The organism is Enterobacter cloacae complex sp. IR53030 (genome assembly GCF_049238365.1).
In the GTDB taxonomy this organism is placed as follows: Bacteria; Pseudomonadota; Gammaproteobacteria; order Enterobacterales; family Enterobacteriaceae; genus Enterobacter; species Enterobacter kobei.
In genome coordinates this window covers 1-17,255 of record NZ_JBMKHA010000027.1, presented here as the reverse complement: position 1 = coordinate 17,255, position 17,255 = coordinate 1, and the positions used below count along the sequence as shown (strand labels likewise).

22 protein-coding genes and 1 pseudogene are annotated in these 17,255 nt (G+C 53.0%); 6 read left to right on the top strand and 17 right to left on the bottom strand.

All coding sequences use genetic code 11. The annotated features are described in order from the left end of the window. From ACOTXR_RS21590 to ACOTXR_RS21570, 5 genes are all read right to left on the bottom strand, one after another. On the bottom strand, nt 1–204 hold the full coding sequence (locus ACOTXR_RS21590; RefSeq protein ID WP_000868184.1) for a tail protein X: 204 nt from the start codon (nt 202–204) through the stop codon (nt 1–3). Then, nucleotides 204–668: a head completion/stabilization protein gene (locus tag ACOTXR_RS21585; protein ID WP_001528530.1), complete on the bottom strand. Its 465-nt coding sequence runs from the start codon at nt 666–668 to the stop codon at nt 204–206. Before ACOTXR_RS21585 ends, ACOTXR_RS21590 begins: the two co-directional genes overlap by 1 nt. Before the next feature lie 93 nt (nt 669–761). Beyond that, a complete protein-coding gene (gene gpM, locus ACOTXR_RS21580) occupies nt 762–1,412 on the bottom strand; it encodes a phage terminase small subunit (protein WP_421767103.1) in 651 nt (216 codons plus the stop codon). Nucleotides 1,413–1,415: 3 nt separating this feature from the next. Further along, the gene (locus ACOTXR_RS21575) at nt 1,416–2,477 is read right to left on the bottom strand and encodes a phage major capsid protein, P2 family (RefSeq protein WP_421767102.1); all 1,062 of its coding nucleotides are present in this window, start codon (nt 2,475–2,477) and stop codon (nt 1,416–1,418) included. Between the two features lie 16 nt (nt 2,478–2,493). Continuing rightward, entirely contained in the window at nt 2,494–3,327 is an 834-nt protein-coding gene (locus ACOTXR_RS21570) for a GPO family capsid scaffolding protein (RefSeq protein ID WP_222834691.1), read from the bottom strand. 142 nt (nt 3,328–3,469) lie between these two features. Here ACOTXR_RS21570 and ACOTXR_RS21565 point away from each other — a divergent pair, with 142 nt between their 5' ends. From ACOTXR_RS21565 to ACOTXR_RS21555, 3 genes are read left to right on the top strand one after another with little or no spacing between them, the layout of a single operon-like run. Beyond that, nucleotides 3,470–5,236, top strand: coding sequence for a terminase ATPase subunit family protein (locus ACOTXR_RS21565; protein WP_194694082.1), 1,767 nt, complete (start codon nt 3,470–3,472; stop codon nt 5,234–5,236). Then, nucleotides 5,236–5,961, top strand: coding sequence for a terminase large subunit domain-containing protein (locus ACOTXR_RS21560; RefSeq protein ID WP_222834693.1), 726 nt, complete (start codon nt 5,236–5,238; stop codon nt 5,959–5,961). The genes ACOTXR_RS21565 and ACOTXR_RS21560 overlap by 1 nt, the downstream gene beginning before the upstream one ends. Next, the gene (locus ACOTXR_RS21555; protein WP_222834694.1) at nt 5,958–7,013 is read left to right on the top strand and encodes a phage portal protein; all 1,056 of its coding nucleotides are present in this window, start codon (nt 5,958–5,960) and stop codon (nt 7,011–7,013) included. The genes ACOTXR_RS21560 and ACOTXR_RS21555 overlap by 4 nt, the downstream gene beginning before the upstream one ends. Nucleotides 7,014–7,307: 294 nt before the next feature. On the opposite strand, the gene ACOTXR_RS21550 is transcribed toward ACOTXR_RS21555, so the two are convergent. From ACOTXR_RS21550 to ACOTXR_RS21495, 12 genes are all read right to left on the bottom strand, one after another. Further along, a complete protein-coding gene (locus ACOTXR_RS21550) occupies nt 7,308–8,150 on the bottom strand; it encodes a hypothetical protein (RefSeq protein ID WP_032706394.1) in 843 nt (280 codons plus the stop codon). Further along, a complete protein-coding gene (locus tag ACOTXR_RS21545) occupies nt 8,150–8,368 on the bottom strand; it encodes a hypothetical protein (RefSeq protein WP_032706396.1) in 219 nt (72 codons plus the stop codon). The genes ACOTXR_RS21550 and ACOTXR_RS21545 overlap by 1 nt, the downstream gene beginning before the upstream one ends. Nucleotides 8,369–8,654: 286 nt before the next feature. Continuing rightward, complete coding sequence (locus ACOTXR_RS21540; protein ID WP_001217561.1) at nt 8,655–8,888, bottom strand: DinI family protein; 234 nt, start codon at nt 8,886–8,888, stop codon at nt 8,655–8,657. Between the two features lie 11 nt (nt 8,889–8,899). After that, nucleotides 8,900–9,088 carry a hypothetical protein gene (locus ACOTXR_RS21535; RefSeq protein ID WP_001154443.1) on the bottom strand — a complete coding sequence of 63 codons (189 nt, stop codon included), beginning with the start codon at nt 9,086–9,088 and terminating at the stop codon, nt 8,900–8,902. Between the two features lie 161 nt (nt 9,089–9,249). After that, entirely contained in the window at nt 9,250–11,658 is a 2,409-nt protein-coding gene (locus tag ACOTXR_RS21530) for a replication endonuclease (protein WP_222834695.1), read from the bottom strand. Then, entirely contained in the window at nt 11,649–12,506 is an 858-nt protein-coding gene (locus ACOTXR_RS21525) for a DNA adenine methylase (RefSeq protein WP_222834697.1), read from the bottom strand. The genes ACOTXR_RS21530 and ACOTXR_RS21525 overlap by 10 nt, the downstream gene beginning before the upstream one ends. Continuing rightward, nucleotides 12,503–12,730, bottom strand: coding sequence for a TraR/DksA family transcriptional regulator (locus tag ACOTXR_RS21520; RefSeq protein ID WP_048971668.1), 228 nt, complete (start codon nt 12,728–12,730; stop codon nt 12,503–12,505). The genes ACOTXR_RS21525 and ACOTXR_RS21520 overlap by 4 nt, the downstream gene beginning before the upstream one ends. After that, entirely contained in the window at nt 12,730–12,963 is a 234-nt protein-coding gene (locus tag ACOTXR_RS21515) for a DUF2732 family protein (protein ID WP_001744223.1), read from the bottom strand. The genes ACOTXR_RS21520 and ACOTXR_RS21515 overlap by 1 nt, the downstream gene beginning before the upstream one ends. A 67-nt stretch (nt 12,964–13,030) precedes the next feature. Beyond that, nucleotides 13,031–13,372, bottom strand: a complete 342-nt coding sequence (locus ACOTXR_RS21510) for a DUF5347 domain-containing protein (protein ID WP_000963477.1) — start codon at nt 13,370–13,372, stop codon at nt 13,031–13,033. Beyond that, nucleotides 13,336–13,536 (bottom strand): phage filamentation protein Fil family protein, encoded by a 201-nt coding sequence (locus ACOTXR_RS21505; RefSeq protein ID WP_160743675.1) that lies wholly within the window; start codon nt 13,534–13,536, stop codon nt 13,336–13,338. Before ACOTXR_RS21505 ends, ACOTXR_RS21510 begins: the two co-directional genes overlap by 37 nt. A 7-nt stretch (nt 13,537–13,543) precedes the next feature. Beyond that, entirely contained in the window at nt 13,544–14,053 is a 510-nt protein-coding gene (locus ACOTXR_RS21500; protein WP_214585811.1) for a phage regulatory CII family protein, read from the bottom strand. A 32-nt stretch (nt 14,054–14,085) separates the two neighbouring features. Beyond that, nucleotides 14,086–14,334, bottom strand: a complete 249-nt coding sequence (locus ACOTXR_RS21495) for a hypothetical protein (protein ID WP_016150823.1) — start codon at nt 14,332–14,334, stop codon at nt 14,086–14,088. A gap of 119 nt (nt 14,335–14,453) precedes the next feature. Between ACOTXR_RS21495 and ACOTXR_RS21490 the strand changes: the two genes are divergently transcribed. The 3 genes and pseudogenes from ACOTXR_RS21490 to ACOTXR_RS21480 form a co-directional block, all read left to right on the top strand. Next, entirely contained in the window at nt 14,454–15,086 is a 633-nt protein-coding gene (locus ACOTXR_RS21490; RefSeq protein ID WP_222834699.1) for a phage repressor protein CI, read from the top strand. Nucleotide 15,087: 1 nt separating this feature from the next. After that, nucleotides 15,088–16,113, top strand: a complete 1,026-nt coding sequence (locus ACOTXR_RS21485; RefSeq protein ID WP_421767101.1) for a site-specific integrase — start codon at nt 15,088–15,090, stop codon at nt 16,111–16,113. A gap of 328 nt (nt 16,114–16,441) precedes the next feature. Further along, a pseudogene (locus tag ACOTXR_RS21480) lies at nt 16,442–17,200 on the top strand (phage integrase central domain-containing protein); the annotation flags it as partial. Between the last annotated feature and the right edge of the window lie 55 nt (nt 17,201–17,255).

Here is a 17,255-nt window from a genome sequence, read left to right as displayed (position 1 = left end):
TCAGTCCCATAGCTGGACGGTCTGCGCCGTGGTTGACGCCGTAATGTCCGGCAGCTCCACCTGCAGCCCGTGCGGTAAAAATGGGCCGTACTCAGCCAGCCCCGGATTTGCCTGCAGAACCTGCTCAGTGACACCCTGCGTACGCCCGTAATGACGCCAGCAAAGCGCGTCCACCGTGTCATACTGATGCGCACGCACTTTCATCAGATAAGCTCCACCGTACAGTGCGGTGCATCCTGCACCCGGCTGATAGCCCATCTGGCATCACGCCACAGATCGCCGCTGGCCTCCGCCAGCTCCTCCCCTCGCTTCACGCCTGACGCCGTGGCGTCATAGTCCTGATAACGCTCATTGAGCACGGCGCGCGCCCAGCAAAAAACGGCGTTGTGATAGTGCCGGATACGCTCGCTTTTGCCGTCCAGCATCTCTGCGGGAACCTCAGCAAGTGTCCGCCAGCCCAGCATCTGCTGACGGTTGCGGAAGTCGAACAGCTCAGCGTTAACCTCAGAAATTGCCGTCAGCACAACCTGCTTTAAACGCGGCTGCGTCACCGTGCCGTCAGTGCGCATCACACTACGAAATTCCGACAGGTCCACATCAGGCCAGAACGGCGTATTTTTAATGACCTCCGCCTGTTCCGGTGCCTGTTCGGGCGCAACAAACTTCATGCGGCTTTCTCCTGAATAAGTGGGCGGTGGACGGGGTTTTGATGTGGCAGTGCCTTTCGCCACCCCGTGCCGCCCGTGCGCGGGGCACGTTCTTTAGCGGCTGTCATTGCGCAGTCTGCGCTCCAGCTGCTGCTTTTCTTTTTTCACGCCACAGCGGGGATCAAGCTGCAGCGCATGGGTAAGGTGATTAAGGGCAGATGCCGGGTTGCTTTCACTCAGTACAGCGCCGATGGCTTTATGCAGGCGCGCCCGCGACTGGTCCGGCATATCCAGATCGGTTGTCAGGTCCAGCGTCTGCAGGAGCAGATCGGCATCAAAACCAGCAGCGGAAAGCAGGGCGCTTTGCGCCGCGTCTGCCATTTCTTCTGCCAGCACGGTCTGCACGTTACGGTTGCCCAGCGGCATCACCCAGCCATGGCGCAGCGCATGACGCCCGATTTCCAGCGCACCGGCATAATCACCGGCGTCGATACGCCACAGCATCACGTACATCAGCACGTCATCCTGCTGCGCACCTCCGGCAGCCAGCACGCCCTCCGCCCAGGCGGAATATTTCGGCAGCAGCTCCACCTTGATTTCCGCCTTTTTCACCGTGGACTGGACGCCCTTGAGGCGGCGGCGGTCTTCTGCCAGCTGCAGCAGCATCAGGTCATAGCCCGACGCATGGCGAACACTGCCGCCCTCACGGGCGGCCTGTTCGGCCTGAATGCGCAGGCGGTGCTGCCGTGCGGGACTCAGGCTCATGTGTTATTCCCCACGTTCCGGTACGGCAGGCGCGCTGAAATCACTGATTTCAATGTTTTCAACCAGCGCCGCACAGCGGTAGTCCTCGACCACATACGCCTCGTTGACGGATTCAAAGTTTTCAATCCGGTCACGTTTCGGGTTGTCGATAACAGAACGGCGGCGGGTGTCTTCCTGCCAGTAGATGGACAGGTTATCCAGACGGGTGATCAGCAGGGCATTTGCCGGGAAATAAGGCGCGCGCACAGCCTGCAGGCCGCCCATACGTTTCTGGCTGATGATCAGATCGGCGGCGATTTTCTCGCTGTTGTCCTGCTCTTTGTTGACCAGCGGGAAATACTTGTCAGACAGCAGTTCACGTCCGCAGACGACAACCAGATCGTCATCATCCTGATAAACCGCGTCGATCAGCTCGTTGACGGCATCCATCACCACGGCGTCCAGGTTGGCATAGTCGCCGCCCTTGCCCACCTTGACCGCGCCTGCAGTCGTTGCACCGTCTTTCGTGGTGCTGCCCATGACGTGATCCGGCGCGTCTTCGCGGATTTTCTGCAGCCAGCCTTTATTGACGTCCTGCAGCAGCGGGTTTTCAGCACGATTGGACGTTTTGGCGCGCTTCACGCCGTTAAAGCCGATCATGATGCGGTCCAGCGCCTGACGCTTGACGATGGCGTTGCGGATACGCACCTGGAAGTCCTGGAATTTCGCCCACAGGTCCAGTTTTGCGTAGGTCAGCACCGTATCAAAGTTGGTCTGCTCGCATTTGTATTCCACGTCTTCCATCAGCGTCGGATCGGTAGGCTCGCGCTCTTTGGTGGTGGTATCGGTGGTTCCGGCAATGGTGCTGCCAACGCCCAGCCCCAGCAACTGTCCGGACTGCTCAGTGACCGGCGTGATGTTAATCAGCGTCAGGAAAGCGGCGGACTGCTGGATCTGGTCTTCCAGCGTCTGCTGCACGGACGGCTCCACGGTGAACTTGCTGGAGAGTTCTTCAATCTCCACACCGTTCAGGCGCGCCAGCTGCTGCAGGTAAGCGTTAAAGGCAAAGCGGGTTTTCTTTTTCATCGGGTTTTATGCTCCATCAGCAATTGGTCAGGGTGCCTGCCGGTGCGTCACCGCCCGGCGCGCGCTGGCGGTAGTCTTTTCGGCTGTCTTCGCTGCTCAGCTTTTTCTCAAGCTCGGCAAAGGCGGTCTGCTGCTCCTGCAGGGAGGACTCCAGCTCAGAAAGGCGCTTGTCCTGTTCAGACAGGGACTTATCAGTGCGCTCGCTCAGGTTCTGCTGCTCGGTGGCGACCAGCTCCACGGCTTTATGCACATCGGAGAAACGCGCCTCATCGGTCTGCTCTTTTTTGGTGAACAGCGCGGTGACGCGGGCAAAGAGGGACAGCTTTTCGTCCTGGGCTTCTTCCAGTTCGATCAGCGTTTCAACAGCTTCCGAAAACAGGTTTTCAGGGTTCTGCTTACGGTTCGCCAGCGGGTTATGCGCGGCGCTGGCGCTGAATGCCAGCATTTCGGTGCCAAGGCTCGCCGGATCGTCCGTCGCACCCAGCCCCACAAGGTAGGCTTTGCCGGTGTCGGCAAACTTCGTGCTGACCTCCATGGAGGTGAAAAGCTTCTGGCCTTTCTTCACCAGTCCCACCAGGGCATCCGTGGGTTCGATATCGGCATAAAGCGCCATCTTGCCCGCCAGCGGCCCGTCCTTGATTTCTTCTGCAACCAGCCCCGTCACCCTGCCATAGCGGTTAAAGGTGCTGTCCGGCAGATAAGACTTGATGTGCTCAAGGTTAATCAGCGCGGTATAGACCGTCGGGTTGTAGCTGGCAGCCATCTGTACCAGCCATTCACGCTGGATTTCGCGCCCGTCAGTGGTGGCACCTTCCACCCCGATACGGAAACGCTTTGCTTTCACTGTCATGAGCCGTGCTCCATTAGAAAAAACTTACTGGAGCCTTATGTTTGCGGTGATGGGGGGAGTGAAACAACGCGCGGCACTTGTACGGTAAACCACACAAACCGCAGCCGGGGAAAGCCGCCTGTCAAGGCCGTATGTTTGTGCCATGAACACCACACTGACCCCCGCAGACCTCGATCCCCGTCGGCAGGCCATGCTGCTGTACTTTCAGGGATACCGCGTAGCCCGCATTGCTGAAATGCTGGGCGAGAAAGTTGCAACCGTTCACAGCTGGAAGAAGCGCGACAAATGGGGCGACTATGGGCCGCTGGATCAGATGCAGCTCACCACCGCCGCACGTTACTGCCAGCTCATCATGAAGGAGCAGAAAGAAGGGAAAGACTTCAAGGAAATTGACCTGCTGGCGCGCCAGTCAGAGCGCCACGCCCGGATCGGTAAATTTAACGATGGCGGCAACGAAGCAGACTTAAACCCGAAAGTTGCCAACCGTAACAAAGGGCCACGCCGCCAGCCCGAAAAGAATGTTTTCACTGATGAACAGACCGAAAAACTGGAAGAAATCTTCCGCAACGGCATGTTTGAATATCAGCGCCACTGGTGGCAGGCGGGCGTAAAACACCGCATTCGCAACCTGCTTAAATCACGCCAGATCGGGGCAACATACTTTTTTGCCCGCGAAGCGCTGATTGACGCCATCACCACCGGGCGCAACCAGATTTTCCTCTCAGCCAGCAAGGCGCAGGCGCACGTCTTTAAGCAGTACATCATCGACTTTGCAAAAGAGGTGGATGTTGAGCTGAAAGGCGACCCGATGACCCTCAGCAACGGCGCGTGCCTGTACTTCCTCGGCACCAACGCCCGCACGGCGCAGAGCTACCACGGCAACCTGTACCTTGATGAATATTTCTGGATACCGAAATTCCAGGAGCTGCGCAAGGTTGCCTCCGGCATGGCCATTCACAAGAAATGGCGACAAACCTACTTCTCCACGCCGTCCAGCCTGACCCACAGCGCCTATCCGTTCTGGTCCGGCGCGCTGTTCAACCGGGGCCGCGCCAAAGCGGACAAGGTGGATATTGACCTGACCCACAGCAACCTTGCGCGCGGCGTGCTCTGTCCGGACGGACAGTATCGCCAGATCGTCACCGTGGAGGATGCGGTGCGCGGTGGCTGCAATCTGTTCGACCTTGACCAGCTGCGCATGGAGTACAGCCCGGACGAATACCAGAACCTGCTGATGTGCGAATTTATTGACGATCTGGCGTCAGTGTTCCCGCTCAGCGAGCTGCAGGCGTGCATGGTGGACAGCTGGGAAGTCTGGTCCGATTTTCAGGCGCTGGCGCTGCGTCCGTTTGGCTGGCGCGAAGTCTGGATCGGATACGACCCGGCGAAAGGCACGCAGAACGGTGACAGCGCCGGGTGTGTGGTGGTGGCACCGCCAACCGTGCCGGGCGGCAAGTTCCGCATACTTGAGCGGCACCAGTGGCGCGGGATGGACTTCCGCGCCCAGGCTGACGCCATCAAAAAGCTGACGCAGCAGTACAACGTGACCTATATCGGCATCGACTCGACCGGTGTCGGTCACGGTGTCTACGAGAACGTGAAAGCGTTCTTTCCTGCGGTGCGGGAGTTTGTCTACAACCCCAACGTCAAAAACGCCCTGGTGCTCAAGGCATACGACATTATCAGCCACCGGCGTCTGGAGTTCGACGCCGGGCATACCGATATTGCGCAGTCCTTTATGGCTATCCGCCGGGCCACAACCGCCAGCGGCAACCGCCCAACCTATGAAGCCAGCCGCAGCGAAGAAGCCAGCCACGCAGATTTGGCCTGGGCAACGATGCACGCACTGTTTAACGAACCGCTGCAGGGCGAAGCCGCCAATACCAGCAACATTGTGGAGATTTTCTGATGCACTCAACCCCAACGAACCTCATGACCACCGCCAGCCTGCCTGTAGATCGCCCTTTCTTTGCTTACCAGCACGAATGGAACAGTGGCGCACGCAGCAGAAACCGCGTGCTTACAAAAATGCGTCAGGCTGGCGCGGATTTCTTTTTCGCCTACGAAGCCCTGAACGATGCACTGCATACCGGACGCAACCAGATTTTTCTGGGCTGCACCCCGGCATCTGCCCTTACCGTCAAAACTTATATGTCAGCTTTTTTAAGTGAGGCCGCAGCCTGGACACACCTTGGAAAAATAAAATCAGGTAAAGCGCATCTGGAACTACCAAACGGTGCGGTCATTTATTTTATCGGGCCGAAAAGCCTCGCCGCCGCGCTCCATGGAAACGTCTACGTGTCAGAGTATGCCTGGGCGGACTCTCCGAAAAATATGATTGCGCTCGCCAAAAGCCTGTCCATGCACGCACGCTATCACGCTACCTACTACACCACCCCAAGCCCAAACCCGGAAGCATGGCAGGAATATAAGAAGCTGATTGCCCGCAACAGCACTACCTGCATGACCTTTACCGCTGATGACGCTGCAGCATCCGGGGCAACGCTCGCAACCGGAGCCGCGCTCTTTGATGATGAATGGCTGAATGACATGAAAAAAGAGTTATCAGCAGAGGACTGGAAAATGCTGTTTATGTGCGAATGGCCCCAGGGTGACAAGGAGCAGGCGGCATGAGCAAACGTAAAAACAAGAATAACCGCGCAGCGGTAGATCGCAACGCACAATCAGGCGGCGCTGCGGCGGAGGCGTTCAGCTTTGGCGACCCGGTGCCGGTGTTAGACCGACGCGAATTGCTGGACTACGTGGAATGCGTGCAGATGGACCGCTGGTATGAGCCGCCGGTGAGCTTTGACGGACTGGCGCGGACCTATCGCGCCGCCGTGCATCACAGTTCACCGATTGCCGTAAAGCGTGACATTCTCAGCAGTACCTACATCCCGCATCGCCTGCTCAGCCAGCAGGCTTTTGCCCGTTTCGTCCAGGATTATCTGGTGTTCGGTAACGCCTATCTGGAAAAGCGCACCAACCGGCTCGGCGGTGTTCTCTCACTGGAGCCAGCACTGGCGAAGTACACACGCCGTGGCGTGGACCTCGACACCTACTGGTTTGTGCAGTATGGCCTGACCACGCAGCCCTATGAATTTACGCAGGGCAACATCTTTCATCTGCTGGAGCCGGATATTAACCAGGAGATTTACGGGCTGCCCGGCTATCTATCCGCCATCCCGTCAACCCTGCTCAACGAGTCCGCAACGCTGTTCCGCCGGAAGTATTACATCAACGGCAGCCACGCAGGTTTCATTATGTACATGACCGACGCAGCACAGAACCAGGAGGATGTGAACAATATCCGCCAGGCAATGAAAAGCGCCAAAGGACCGGGTAACTTCCGCAACCTGTTTATGTATTCGCCCAACGGCAAAAAGGACGGCATCCAGATCATCCCGTTATCAGAGGTTGCGGCGAAAGACGAGTTTCTGAACATCAAGAACGTGAGCCGCGATGACATGATGGCAGCTCACCGCGTACCGCCGCAGATGATGGGCATTATTCCCAACAATACCGGCGGCTTTGGTGATGTGGAAAAGGCCAGCCGCGTCTTTGTCCGCAACGAGCTGATGCCGCTGCAGAAGCGACTGCAGGAGCTTAACGACTGGCTGGGCGAAGAGGTGATCCGCTTTGAGCCGTACACGCTGGGACTGACAGAAGACAAGCGCAACGACTGACCCACCGCACCACGACAACAAGATCGCCCCTCACAGCGCCCCAGCAGCATTCTGCGGGGCGCTTCTTTTTTGCTGCCGCTCCCTCACCCTCACCGATTGAAGCCGCCAGCGTGCCGGAGATTGCGCCGGATTTTCACCATTTCACCCCGTTGCGCGCGCTCGTAGCCCCGCCACGCCTGCCCGCTTTGTGTAGTGGTTTTCATGCACCTGCATGACATAATCAAAAGCCCGCCATTCCTGGCAGGCCTCAGCAAAAACGATCCTCACACGATCATGCGGATTCATGCAGCATAGTCATGCACTACCCTGCTCTGCATCGCCAGCAGTCCTTCTCCTGCGTGTAGATGGCTTTTTACCACCCAACTTGCGACAGTCTTTCCGGTCGCGCGCTTCGTCTTCTTTAAATTTGTTATACGTTTCAGTGTCAAAAAACGAGATGGTTTCAACTTCATCTTTAGGGATCAGCACACGGAAATCCTGGATATTCAGGCGCGACATCCCACCGATAACACCGCTTTCAAGATAGTGCTGATGATAGTTCGTCGTGATGCTTATCGTGAGATCGTCTTTATCACGATAGCCACTTAACATAGGGAGTATTTCCAGGTGTTCCGACAGCCCATTCTCTAGCGCCGGACACGTCACCAGGCCAACATAGATTTTTCGCGATGAGAGTGTCGCGATGATCGGAAATTGTCGTGCTGATGCTTCCATCAGCAATGACTCAAAAGAGTTATTCCCCACAGCCTTAGCCAACGCATCCCAGCGGCGATCACCGCTCTTTGTACGCAACTTATTACCCAGGCCAGAAATTGCAGAAAGCACAATTGAAATAACAACCCATGCAATCTGCTTGATTTCATTGATACGCTGGGCTTTGTCGGATGAAGTAGACAACATGCCGTTGAAGCTATCCGGCGTAAGATTAAGCTCATTGGATAGCCAGCGGAACCCGCCTGTAATATTCAGGACGAAGGTTAAAAAGCCACCGAGCAGAAAGAACACAATTCCCCAGGCGGCGACAAAAAAATAAGCGTCCCAGCCATTGGAACGCTTATATCTGTAACGTGTTGAAAGTGATAGGTTTACATATATAAAACCACTAACCAAAATCACTGCTAAAAGTAATGTTGCCATTATCGGGTTCTGTAATAATGTTTTGCTTTTACAGTGCTCGTTTTGATGCCTTCAAGCTTATCCATCTGATCTCTGATGGCTTTCATAGCTTCTTCGTTGGACAAATCTACGGACACAAAACCATCTTTACTCAGATTGAGCTTGTCCTGGTTCTCTTTCAGAACCCGTGCCAAACGTTCAACTGGATTACCCAGCCTCAATGCGGCGATACTTGACATAACCCCTCCTTCTTATATGGCGCGGAAGTGTACACTTCGTCACCAGCAACCACAACAGCAAATTCCTTATAACTAAGACAACCGTTTTAACTGTTGGTTGCGTTACTTAACTTAAGTTCATTGCCCCTAATCGCGCAAGATGTTTCTGCCTTAACCCGCTGCATTTAGCATATATAGTGCCTCTTATGAGAAGCAGGCACTAACCAAGACAATTTCTAACGCCTCGCGTGGCTCGTTGTTCAACCTTGCGGACGGTAAAAACCAGTTTTATCGTCCGCAACGTTCGCTAGTGTAACCAGCTGTCGTCCTCCCAGACCTGCTGCATTATTTCCATCACTCGCTTTTTGTCTTCATCCAGTTTTAACCCGCTCAGCTCAACGCCGTTGGCGCTGCCCTTACGGATACGAATTGCTGTTTTGGGATACAGAGGGCGCAAATTACGGTAAAGCTCGGATTCGAGGGCGTCCAGTGTAGCCTGGCTAATCTTCTGCTCTTTATCGATCATTATTTCAATGCGCATACAGATTCCCCTTAACTGGTTACATCCATTGACCGGCAGTATTCATGGCTGCGGATTTTCGCCATCAGCTCGTCGGTCAATTCTGACACCCACTGGATAGCCAGCCGCTTTTCTTCGTCGCTGCACTCACTAGCCGCTACAAGCTTGATAAAAAAATCAATGCGCTGGAGCTTCAACGACTCCAAAAGATAATCCTGCATTTTCCCTCCTATCACTACCTCGGACACACAATAACTGTATATATATCCACTGTTTATAATTACAGTATAGTAGGAGTTTGCGAATGTAAACCGTTTTTTATCTGTCAATTAGATCGCTCTGATGCGGATCAATAAGAGCAAGAATTGTTAAAGCTCCGGTATCAGTACCACTGACGCCATTTGTCATCTTCATGCAGGCGGTGGTTGCGGTAAAAAATACGCAGCCCGGCACCTGACGGAATACTGCCGCCGCGCAGAAGCAGGTCAATCTCTGACTCGCTACCATCGAACCCTCTGGAGCTTAGCTCTGCCTTAAGTTGCAGGCGCTGCTGATCCGAAATAGTCTGTTTGTATGCTTTTTTCCGCTTCGGTTTCACCAGCCTTAACCTGGCTGTCAGCTCCCGCCGTTCCTTCTGGCCCATGTTGTGGAGATATTCCTGCAGCTCCTTCTCATCCATGGTTTTAATATCGGGTAAATCCCCCCCTGATTTGTTCAGATTTTCAACAGGGGGACAGTTATTGCCACGAGTCCAAGGGGCGCAAGCGCCCTGGTCGGCTGCCGCCTCCTGAACGTCAACGGACTTACGAACCTTTTTCCACTTCACCGCGTGCGTGCAAATCTTGCCCTCTGCAATCGGGGACCAGATGCCATAGATACGGATACCGTGATCGCCGTAGGCGCTCGGTTCGTCGTTAAGCTCATAAGCCGTGCGGACAAGGTGATGTTTGCGGGGAACCAGTACACCGCCCTGCTTCATGATGTAAGTGGCAAAGCAACCCGCATCTGCAGCTGCCAGTACCGCATCCAGACGCGGATTATCCAGTACCGGCGCGCCCGTTTTGCGTTCGCCCTGCACTCTCGCCGCCTGCCCAGCCAGCAAGCGCAGCTCGCGGTATGCCTGACGCCCCGGAATACCAAAGAAACGAAATTGCTGGACACGGTGCAGTGACGCCCAGGCGCTGACATGTTCGGCGCTGTCACGCAGTGATCTGCCGGTTTCTTTGCTGATTTCTTTAGCCAGCCCGCGTCCGTCGATGTTCTTGCTGATGTATTTAGCGATATAGCTGGTCGGTGTGCCCTTGCGCGGGTTGATTAGCTCGGACTTGAAGCGCGGCCCCGTATTATTGCCCAGCTCCTCGCGGTCTTCACGGATGGCAAACTTACGCAGCAGCGCGGTGATGGAACGGCGGTCTTTTTTGCGCATGAAGCACAGAAGATGCCAGTGCACGGTGCCGTCATGGTGCGGCTCTGCAACGCGGACGCCATACCAGCGCAGCCCGGCCTTGTGCATGGCCTTGCGGAAAGCGGCGAACGTATCAACCAGATAGTCACTGCTCTGCCGGACAGTGGCACTGGTCCACTTCGGATTAGGTCTGCCGTTGTTGAGGGTTGCGTGGAAGCGTGACGGGCAGGTGATGGTATAAAACACCGCGCAGTCTCCGCGCATTTCCGCGATCAGCTCCAGCCCTTTAACACAGGCCATCATTTCATTACGGCGGTGTGCCGGATTGCTGTTGCTGGCGTTCACCACGTCTTCCATGTCCAGCGTGTCGCCGTCTTCGTTAACCAGCTCATGTGAGCGGAAGAACTCCAGCGATTTGCGGCGCTGCTCGCGTTTGTGGATCACGGCTTCGTAGCTGACATACGGGGATGCTTTTTTGTTGACCAGGCAGACGGCGCGCAGTTGTTCCTCGCGCCACTCGCAGCGCATCTGCCACAATTTGCGATACCACCAGTCCGCGCACAGCATACGCGCCAGCGATGGTGGGATCAGTTCATAGGGCACCGGCTTGCGGCGGCGCTTTTTGCGGCGTAACTGCTCAAAGGCAGGCGGGATGACCTCAAGGCGCATCGCCTCTGCGGCAACCCTTTCCCATGCCTGGCGGATTTCTTCTGGTTTAACATCATCGCTGACAAACAGATCACCACAGGCCGCATCGAGACACATGCTCATATGTGCCGCAACCAGCGTGGAAAGACGCTTGACCTGATCCTGATTCATTTCAGGCAGTACCAGCAGCCCCTCCAGCCCGTCATGACTCGCCATGAACCGGAAAGAGGCAGACACCTGACTGTCACGCACGCGCTCCAGCCGCTCAAGACACGGCCTGATTGTTTCACGCAGGTAGCGGGAATAGGCTTTTGCTCTGCCCAGACTATGGAAATATTTAATCCGCTCCAGCAGAGGCTTGCTGATATGGGACGGCATGGCGTTAACGTCAGCCAGAATAACCAGATCGGGATTAAAACGCTGCTGCTCGCGCGCCATTTTGGCATGGCTAATCAGCCGGTCCTGCTCCATTTCACGCTGGACAGGATCACGGGATTCATTGAAGAAATAGCGTTCCCAGACTTCATCGCTCAGCGCCTCACGGCGCAGCTGCTCCTGCTCGTTATCCGCAGCGTAAAGAGCGATCAGGTTTGAGAGCGCAGACTCCGGCGCGACTTCCGCCGGGTCCAGATATGGGTTAACCGCTTTTTTGGGGTTATTCCATGAAAAGGCCACGGCGGCCTCATTCGAGCCGCCGGTGGTTGGTGCATTATGTAATGTGAATTTACTCACTGCCACGCCCGCACCTCAGTTTCCACCGAGATATCTGGACCGGACGCCAAATCGACATCAAACCAGCCTGCTGATTTTGTGGCGATGATTTCTGATGCAGATTTACCATCACCTGCAGCCACACCCATGCTGCGCTTTGCGGTGATACGGTGGCGGTTGAAATTACGATAAAGGGAGCGTGTCATGGATGTGTCGCTGTTGGACACGATAACCGGATGACCTTCTGATGACCGGCGTTCAAGAATAGACGCCAGATGATACTGGTCGTCCTCTGTAAAACCGGCAGTGTGATAACCGTTAAATGTGCCATCGTATGGCGGATCACAATAAACAACATCACCAGCCTGCAGCAGCGCCAGTGTTTCCTCAAAGCTGGCACAAATAAACATTGCACGTTTAGCTTTCACGGCAAAAGTGCGTATTTCATTTTCAGGAAAGTACGGTTTTTTATAATGTCCGTATGGATTGTTATATTCACCCTTCTGGTTATAACGGCAAAGGCCACGATAGCCATGGCGATTTAAATACAGAAAATATGCCGCCTTTTCTACCTCATTAGAAATGGAGTAATTGAAATGCTGGCGGACACGGTAATACTGAACATCCGAATTAAAATCTTTAAATAACTCCCTCGCTATTTGAATGACAGCCTCATGGTCTTTCTGAATCATCAGATAAAGATTAATCAAATCAGGATTAATATCTGCGACAAGATAATGAGGATAGTCTGTCGCCATCATTACAGCGCATGAACCCGCGAAAGGTTCAACCAGTCGCGGGCCAGCAGGAAGGTGCTTAATCAGTTCCGGCATGATGGCGGTTTTATTTCCCGCCCATTTCAGGATAGTGCTCATACAGCACCCCCGTTGTAGTGTTTGCCTTTCAGCTCTGCAATTTCCTGACAAGTGACGCAGCACTGCACGCCCGGAATGGCGCTGCGGCGAGCTGGCGGGATCGGCGCATCGCAATCAATGCAGAGAACACGGGAAACGCCCGGTGCCTTATTGCGGGCGGTGTGGATGTGGCGCTGGCGTTCTTCTTCAACGCGCTGCTGTACGAGGTCCATTGAATCAGCCATCAGTGGATCTCCTGCGCTTCGTTCTGAATCTTCACAGCTTCCTGACGCAGCAGCTCAGCCGCTTCCGTGTGGTTAAGCTGACGTGACACGATACGAGCAGCTAAAGAATCCAGACGCGCAGCCATCACATCTGCGCGTCCCCGGCGTTCTTCTTTGCGTGCCTCAGTCAGCAGCAGGTTGAGTCCAGCATCATCTGGTCCGGTTTTAGTGGTACGGGTTTCAATATTTCGCATCGTTGTTTCTCCTGAATTTGGGCAATAAGAAGCCCGGCGGGTTTACGCCATTAATTTCTGTTGTGGATTAATTCGGCATGGTTAGCCGTTTGGGAAATAAGCTCACCACTGCACGAAAATGATTCATTGCTTTCACCAGTTCCCGCTTTTCGTCAGTAGTCAGATCACTAATATTGACGCCGTGACGTTCTGCCGGAATTTTTGCCATATAAAAAATGGCTGCCAGTGCCCGCTCATTCTGTTTATTATTTACGTCGCGTGGGTCGCGCATATCTTTAATAAACCTTTCAAGCTCCGGCTCAATATTCAGACCAAACACTTTAGCCCTCAATTCCGCAATATGGTTCAGTCCGTCCAGGCGTTCACCGGGGCTTAATGGAACAGTCGCCGTAGCGCCTTCAATAGCCATGATTTCCCCTGTTTGGTTGTGGACAGGTCAGCCAGCAGTTCATCCTGAGAGCGGCACGGGTGCCAGCGTTTGCCATCCTTCCCCATGATCCAGCCGTGACCATAGTGCATTGCCGGGCTTTGCTTTATGAGAAGTGACGCGAAAGATGGTTCATTAGTCAGCATAACCACCTCAGATCAGACCGAACGAAGCGCCGAGGCCTGTCACGGTATCCACCGCGCTTGCCATCGCCGGGTTAGCCTGCAAACGCGCCTGCATCGAAACGGCAGCCAGTGCCATCAGACGAGTTACAGAGTTAATGCTGCTGATAACATCGCGGCGGCCTGCGGTGGTTTTCACATCACCCGATACGGCACCGGCGGCAACACGTCCGATTTCAGCAGTAGCGCTCATGACGTAATGCGGCAGCTTCTCTTTTGCCACTTCATTCAATGGCACACTAGGCAAGCAGTGCATCTGAGCCAGAAAACCGTCAACCAGTGCTGGGTCCTCAGTCAGGTCGGTAAGCAGATGAATTTCTGGTGCTGTGAGTTGGTGTGGTTGGTCCGGGTTCAGCTTGTTACGCAGAGTCTGGACGTTCATTCCGGCGCGTTCTGCAAGCTTTGCCATGTTGTGACGCAACGCAAAAGCACGGCAGGCATCGTCGAAATGTGGATGTTTGGAAATCTTATAATCAAACATGTTTCATACCTCAAAAGTTCACATAATTGAACTTAACAACCAACTACAACGTTGTAATTGAATGCAGACTTATCCATGTTTTTGCTCGCCTGGTCCTTTTTGTATTTGAGGTAAAGAATGAATACGCGCCCTTTATTTTTTTCTTTCTTTTCAATGTAGTTAGCCAGTTTACCGTTATGAATCATCTGGTAAACCGAGCCACGGGAGTACCCCTCCCATTCAGCGAACTCAGCAGGAGTCGCTATCACTTTTGGTACACGAATTGAAATATCAGTGCTCATAGTGCAGTATCTCTCGGTTAAGGTTTGGTTTACGTCGTTTTATCTTGTTTTATATGATTCAAAAGTTGATACACAGAGATACTACGATCCAATATTTGATACGTCAACAGGATTAAATAATGATACAGGTAAAGGCGGGCGAGAATACTGGGGGAAGAGAAGCTATCCATAGGCTAATGGCTGCCTACGATTTCAAGTCAAGACAGCAACTATGCGATCATCTTGGTGCGTCTAAAAGCACCATGGCAAACAGATACTTAAGAGACAGCTTTCCTGCGGAATGGGTAATTCAGTGCGCTCTTGAAACAGGGGTATCTTTGCTCTGGCTAACCACCGGGCAAGGCGAGCCAGGCTCAAATATTGACACAAAAAAAGATATCAATTTCGTGAACTCCGGCAAAGTTAAACATCTTTCGGACCTTGTTTCTCCTGAAATTGACAAAGCGGCTCTTACTAATGGCTCGTTAGTTGAGGAAGGCAAAGCAATCATTGACAGCAGCCTGCTACCTCCCACCTCCAGTAACCTACTTTTGGTTAATACCAGTGGTGACTCATATTTGGTCGATCGCAGCCAAACACCACCAGTTAACGGAGTATGGCTGGTTGATATTGACGGAATAAAAAGCATTGTGAAGTTAACTCGCCTGCCAGGAAACAGGTTAATTGTGCATCAGGATGAATCATCTTTTGAGTGCAGCCTGGATGATATCGAGATAGTAGGCCATGCCTTAAAAATAATTAAGAGCCTTTGATATGACCATCAGAAAACAGCCAAACGGGAAATGGTTGTGCGAGTGCTACCCAAGCGGGCGTGACGGTAAGCGCGTCCGTAAGCAGTTTGCGACGAAAGGCGAGGCTATAGCGTTTGAAAACTTCACAATGGATGAAGTGAACAAAAAGCCATGGTTAGGTGAAAAGGATGACCGGCGGCAATTGTCAGAAGTAATCGAGCAGTGGCATTCGCTATATGGACAGACCCTTGCCGACCCCAAGCGACTGATGGCAAAACTTAGCATTATTTGTAATGGCCTGGGCGATCCCATTGCCTCGGAGCTAACTGCCGGAGACTTTACAAAATACCGTGAAGCGCGCCTAAAGGGTGAGGTCAAAAACGAAGATGGCGTGCTTATGTCGCCAGTTAAGCCCCGCACGGTAAACCTGGAACAACGCAACCTATCATCAGTTTTTGGCACGCTGAAAAAGCTGGGCCACTGGTCAGCCCCCAACCCACTCGCCGGGCTTCCAACATTTAAAATCGCAGAGGGTGAACTGGCGTTCCTGGCGCCGGAAGAAATTAAACGCCTGTTGGATGCCTGCGCTGATTCAGAAAACCCCAGCCTGCTCATGATTGCAAAAATCTGCTTAGCTACCGGCGCCCGCTGGAGTGAAGCCGAAAACCTGCAGGGCCATCAATTATCTAAATACCGAATCACCTACACCAAAACCAAAGGCAAGAAAAATAGAACCGTCCCGATTTCACAGGATCTGTATGACGAACTCCCCAAGAACCGGGGGAAGTTATTCACACCATGTAGAAAAGCCTTTGAGCGTGCTGTTAAGCGGGCTGGTATCGATTTGCCAGATGGCCAATGTACTCATGTGCTGCGCCACACCTTCGCCAGCCATTTTATGATGAACGGCGGAAACATACTGGTCCTCCGCGATATTCTGGGCCATGCAGACATTAAAATGACGATGATTTACGCTCACTTTGCACCCGATCACCTGGAAGATGCAGTGACAAAAAACCCGCTTCACAATCTCAACTGGAACCGTTAATTTATGGCGGCAGTTTGGCGGCACAGACTTAAAATCACATAAAACCCGACAGATACCAAAAACAATAACGTGATGATTTAAAAAATAAATGTATGTTTTCATTGATGTAAAAATGGTATGTAGAAATTTCGGACGCGGGTTCAACTCCCGCCAGCTCCACCACTTTTTGATGTATTGAAGTTCAGTGAAGTCTACTAAGCCCGCATGGAACCAGCCTTGCGGGCTTTTTTACGTCTATAGTAGTCTACCGAGAATTGCTAGAAGCTACTCGTTATGGCACCCTTTTTGGGACCCAGCACAAAGGGTCCAAAACTTGAGGGTCCCAAACATGGCAAAAGTCGCTAAGAAGCTCACTGACACTGAAATCAAAAGCACCAAACCTGCCGAGAAAGAGGTTAACCTTTTTGACGGTGATGGTTTGATCCTACGAATCGCCCCCCTCTCGAAAGGAGGGAAGAAAAATTGGTATTTCAGATATGCAGTGCCTGTGACCAAAAAGCGAACTAAGATGAGCTTAGGAACCTATCCTCACCTTACACTTGCGAAAGCACGAGCCTTACGAGATGAAAATCTCTCCTTGCTGGCAAATGGTGTTGATCCACAAGTCCATAACAACAATAAGGCGAAGGCATTAAAGAGTGCTACTGAACACACTCTTCAAGCCGTAGCAAGGAAATGGTTGGACGAGAAGGTAAAGACCTCAGGTATCTCACAAGACCATGCAGAAGACATCTGGCGAAGCCTGGAGAGAAATATCTTTCCCGGATTGGGTAATGTTCCTATCAATGAGATCCGGCCTAAACTCTTAAAGCAACATCTTGACCCAATTGAGCAACGAGGAGTCCTAGAAACTTTACGGCGAATCATTTCCCGATTAAATGAAATTTTCCGCTATGCAGCAACAGAAGAACTCATAGAATTCAATCCGGCTGACAATCTTGCCCAGAGATTTAGTAAGCCGAAGAAACAGAACATGCCAGCCCTGCCCCCAACCGAACTCCCCCGCTTCCTTACAGTTTTAAACAACGCATCAGTCCGTATGGAGACACGATTGCTGATTGAATGGCAATTGCTAAGGAAGGTGCGAATAAGTCACCAAACGCAAAAAAACGCCTATGTAAGTGATTGAATTTAATTGACTA

Excerpts from the sequence above, each read along its gene's own strand:
- ACOTXR_RS21490 (WP_222834699.1), top strand. The coding sequence starts at position 14,454 with ATGATACAGGTAAAGGCGGGCGAGAATACTGGGGGAAGAGAAGCTATC.
- ACOTXR_RS21485 (WP_421767101.1), top strand. The coding sequence starts at position 15,088 with ATGACCATCAGAAAACAGCCAAACGGGAAATGGTTGTGCGAGTGCTAC.
- ACOTXR_RS21510 (WP_000963477.1), bottom strand. The coding sequence starts at position 13,372 with ATGGCTATTGAAGGCGCTACGGCGACTGTTCCATTAAGCCCCGGTGAA.
- ACOTXR_RS21535 (WP_001154443.1), bottom strand. The coding sequence starts at position 9,088 with ATGCAGGATTATCTTTTGGAGTCGTTGAAGCTCCAGCGCATTGATTTT.
- ACOTXR_RS21560 (WP_222834693.1), top strand. The coding sequence starts at position 5,236 with ATGCACTCAACCCCAACGAACCTCATGACCACCGCCAGCCTGCCTGTA.
- ACOTXR_RS21520 (WP_048971668.1), bottom strand. The coding sequence starts at position 12,730 with ATGGCTGATTCAATGGACCTCGTACAGCAGCGCGTTGAAGAAGAACGC.
- ACOTXR_RS21575 (WP_421767102.1), bottom strand. The coding sequence starts at position 2,477 with ATGAAAAAGAAAACCCGCTTTGCCTTTAACGCTTACCTGCAGCAGCTG.
- ACOTXR_RS21570 (WP_222834691.1), bottom strand. The coding sequence starts at position 3,327 with ATGACAGTGAAAGCAAAGCGTTTCCGTATCGGGGTGGAAGGTGCCACC.
- gpM (WP_421767103.1), bottom strand. The coding sequence starts at position 1,412 with ATGAGCCTGAGTCCCGCACGGCAGCACCGCCTGCGCATTCAGGCCGAA.
- ACOTXR_RS21505 (WP_160743675.1), bottom strand. The coding sequence starts at position 13,536 with ATGCTGACTAATGAACCATCTTTCGCGTCACTTCTCATAAAGCAAAGC.
- ACOTXR_RS21550 (WP_032706394.1), bottom strand. The coding sequence starts at position 8,150 with ATGGCAACATTACTTTTAGCAGTGATTTTGGTTAGTGGTTTTATATAT.
- ACOTXR_RS21590 (WP_000868184.1), bottom strand. The coding sequence starts at position 204 with ATGAAAGTGCGTGCGCATCAGTATGACACGGTGGACGCGCTTTGCTGG.
- ACOTXR_RS21540 (WP_001217561.1), bottom strand. The coding sequence starts at position 8,888 with ATGCGCATTGAAATAATGATCGATAAAGAGCAGAAGATTAGCCAGGCT.
- ACOTXR_RS21585 (WP_001528530.1), bottom strand. The coding sequence starts at position 668 with ATGAAGTTTGTTGCGCCCGAACAGGCACCGGAACAGGCGGAGGTCATT.
- ACOTXR_RS21565 (WP_194694082.1), top strand. The coding sequence starts at position 3,470 with ATGAACACCACACTGACCCCCGCAGACCTCGATCCCCGTCGGCAGGCC.
- ACOTXR_RS21495 (WP_016150823.1), bottom strand. The coding sequence starts at position 14,334 with ATGAGCACTGATATTTCAATTCGTGTACCAAAAGTGATAGCGACTCCT.
- ACOTXR_RS21500 (WP_214585811.1), bottom strand. The coding sequence starts at position 14,053 with ATGTTTGATTATAAGATTTCCAAACATCCACATTTCGACGATGCCTGC.
- ACOTXR_RS21555 (WP_222834694.1), top strand. The coding sequence starts at position 5,958 with ATGAGCAAACGTAAAAACAAGAATAACCGCGCAGCGGTAGATCGCAAC.
- ACOTXR_RS21545 (WP_032706396.1), bottom strand. The coding sequence starts at position 8,368 with ATGTCAAGTATCGCCGCATTGAGGCTGGGTAATCCAGTTGAACGTTTG.
- ACOTXR_RS21525 (WP_222834697.1), bottom strand. The coding sequence starts at position 12,506 with ATGAGCACTATCCTGAAATGGGCGGGAAATAAAACCGCCATCATGCCG.
- ACOTXR_RS21515 (WP_001744223.1), bottom strand. The coding sequence starts at position 12,963 with ATGCGAAATATTGAAACCCGTACCACTAAAACCGGACCAGATGATGCT.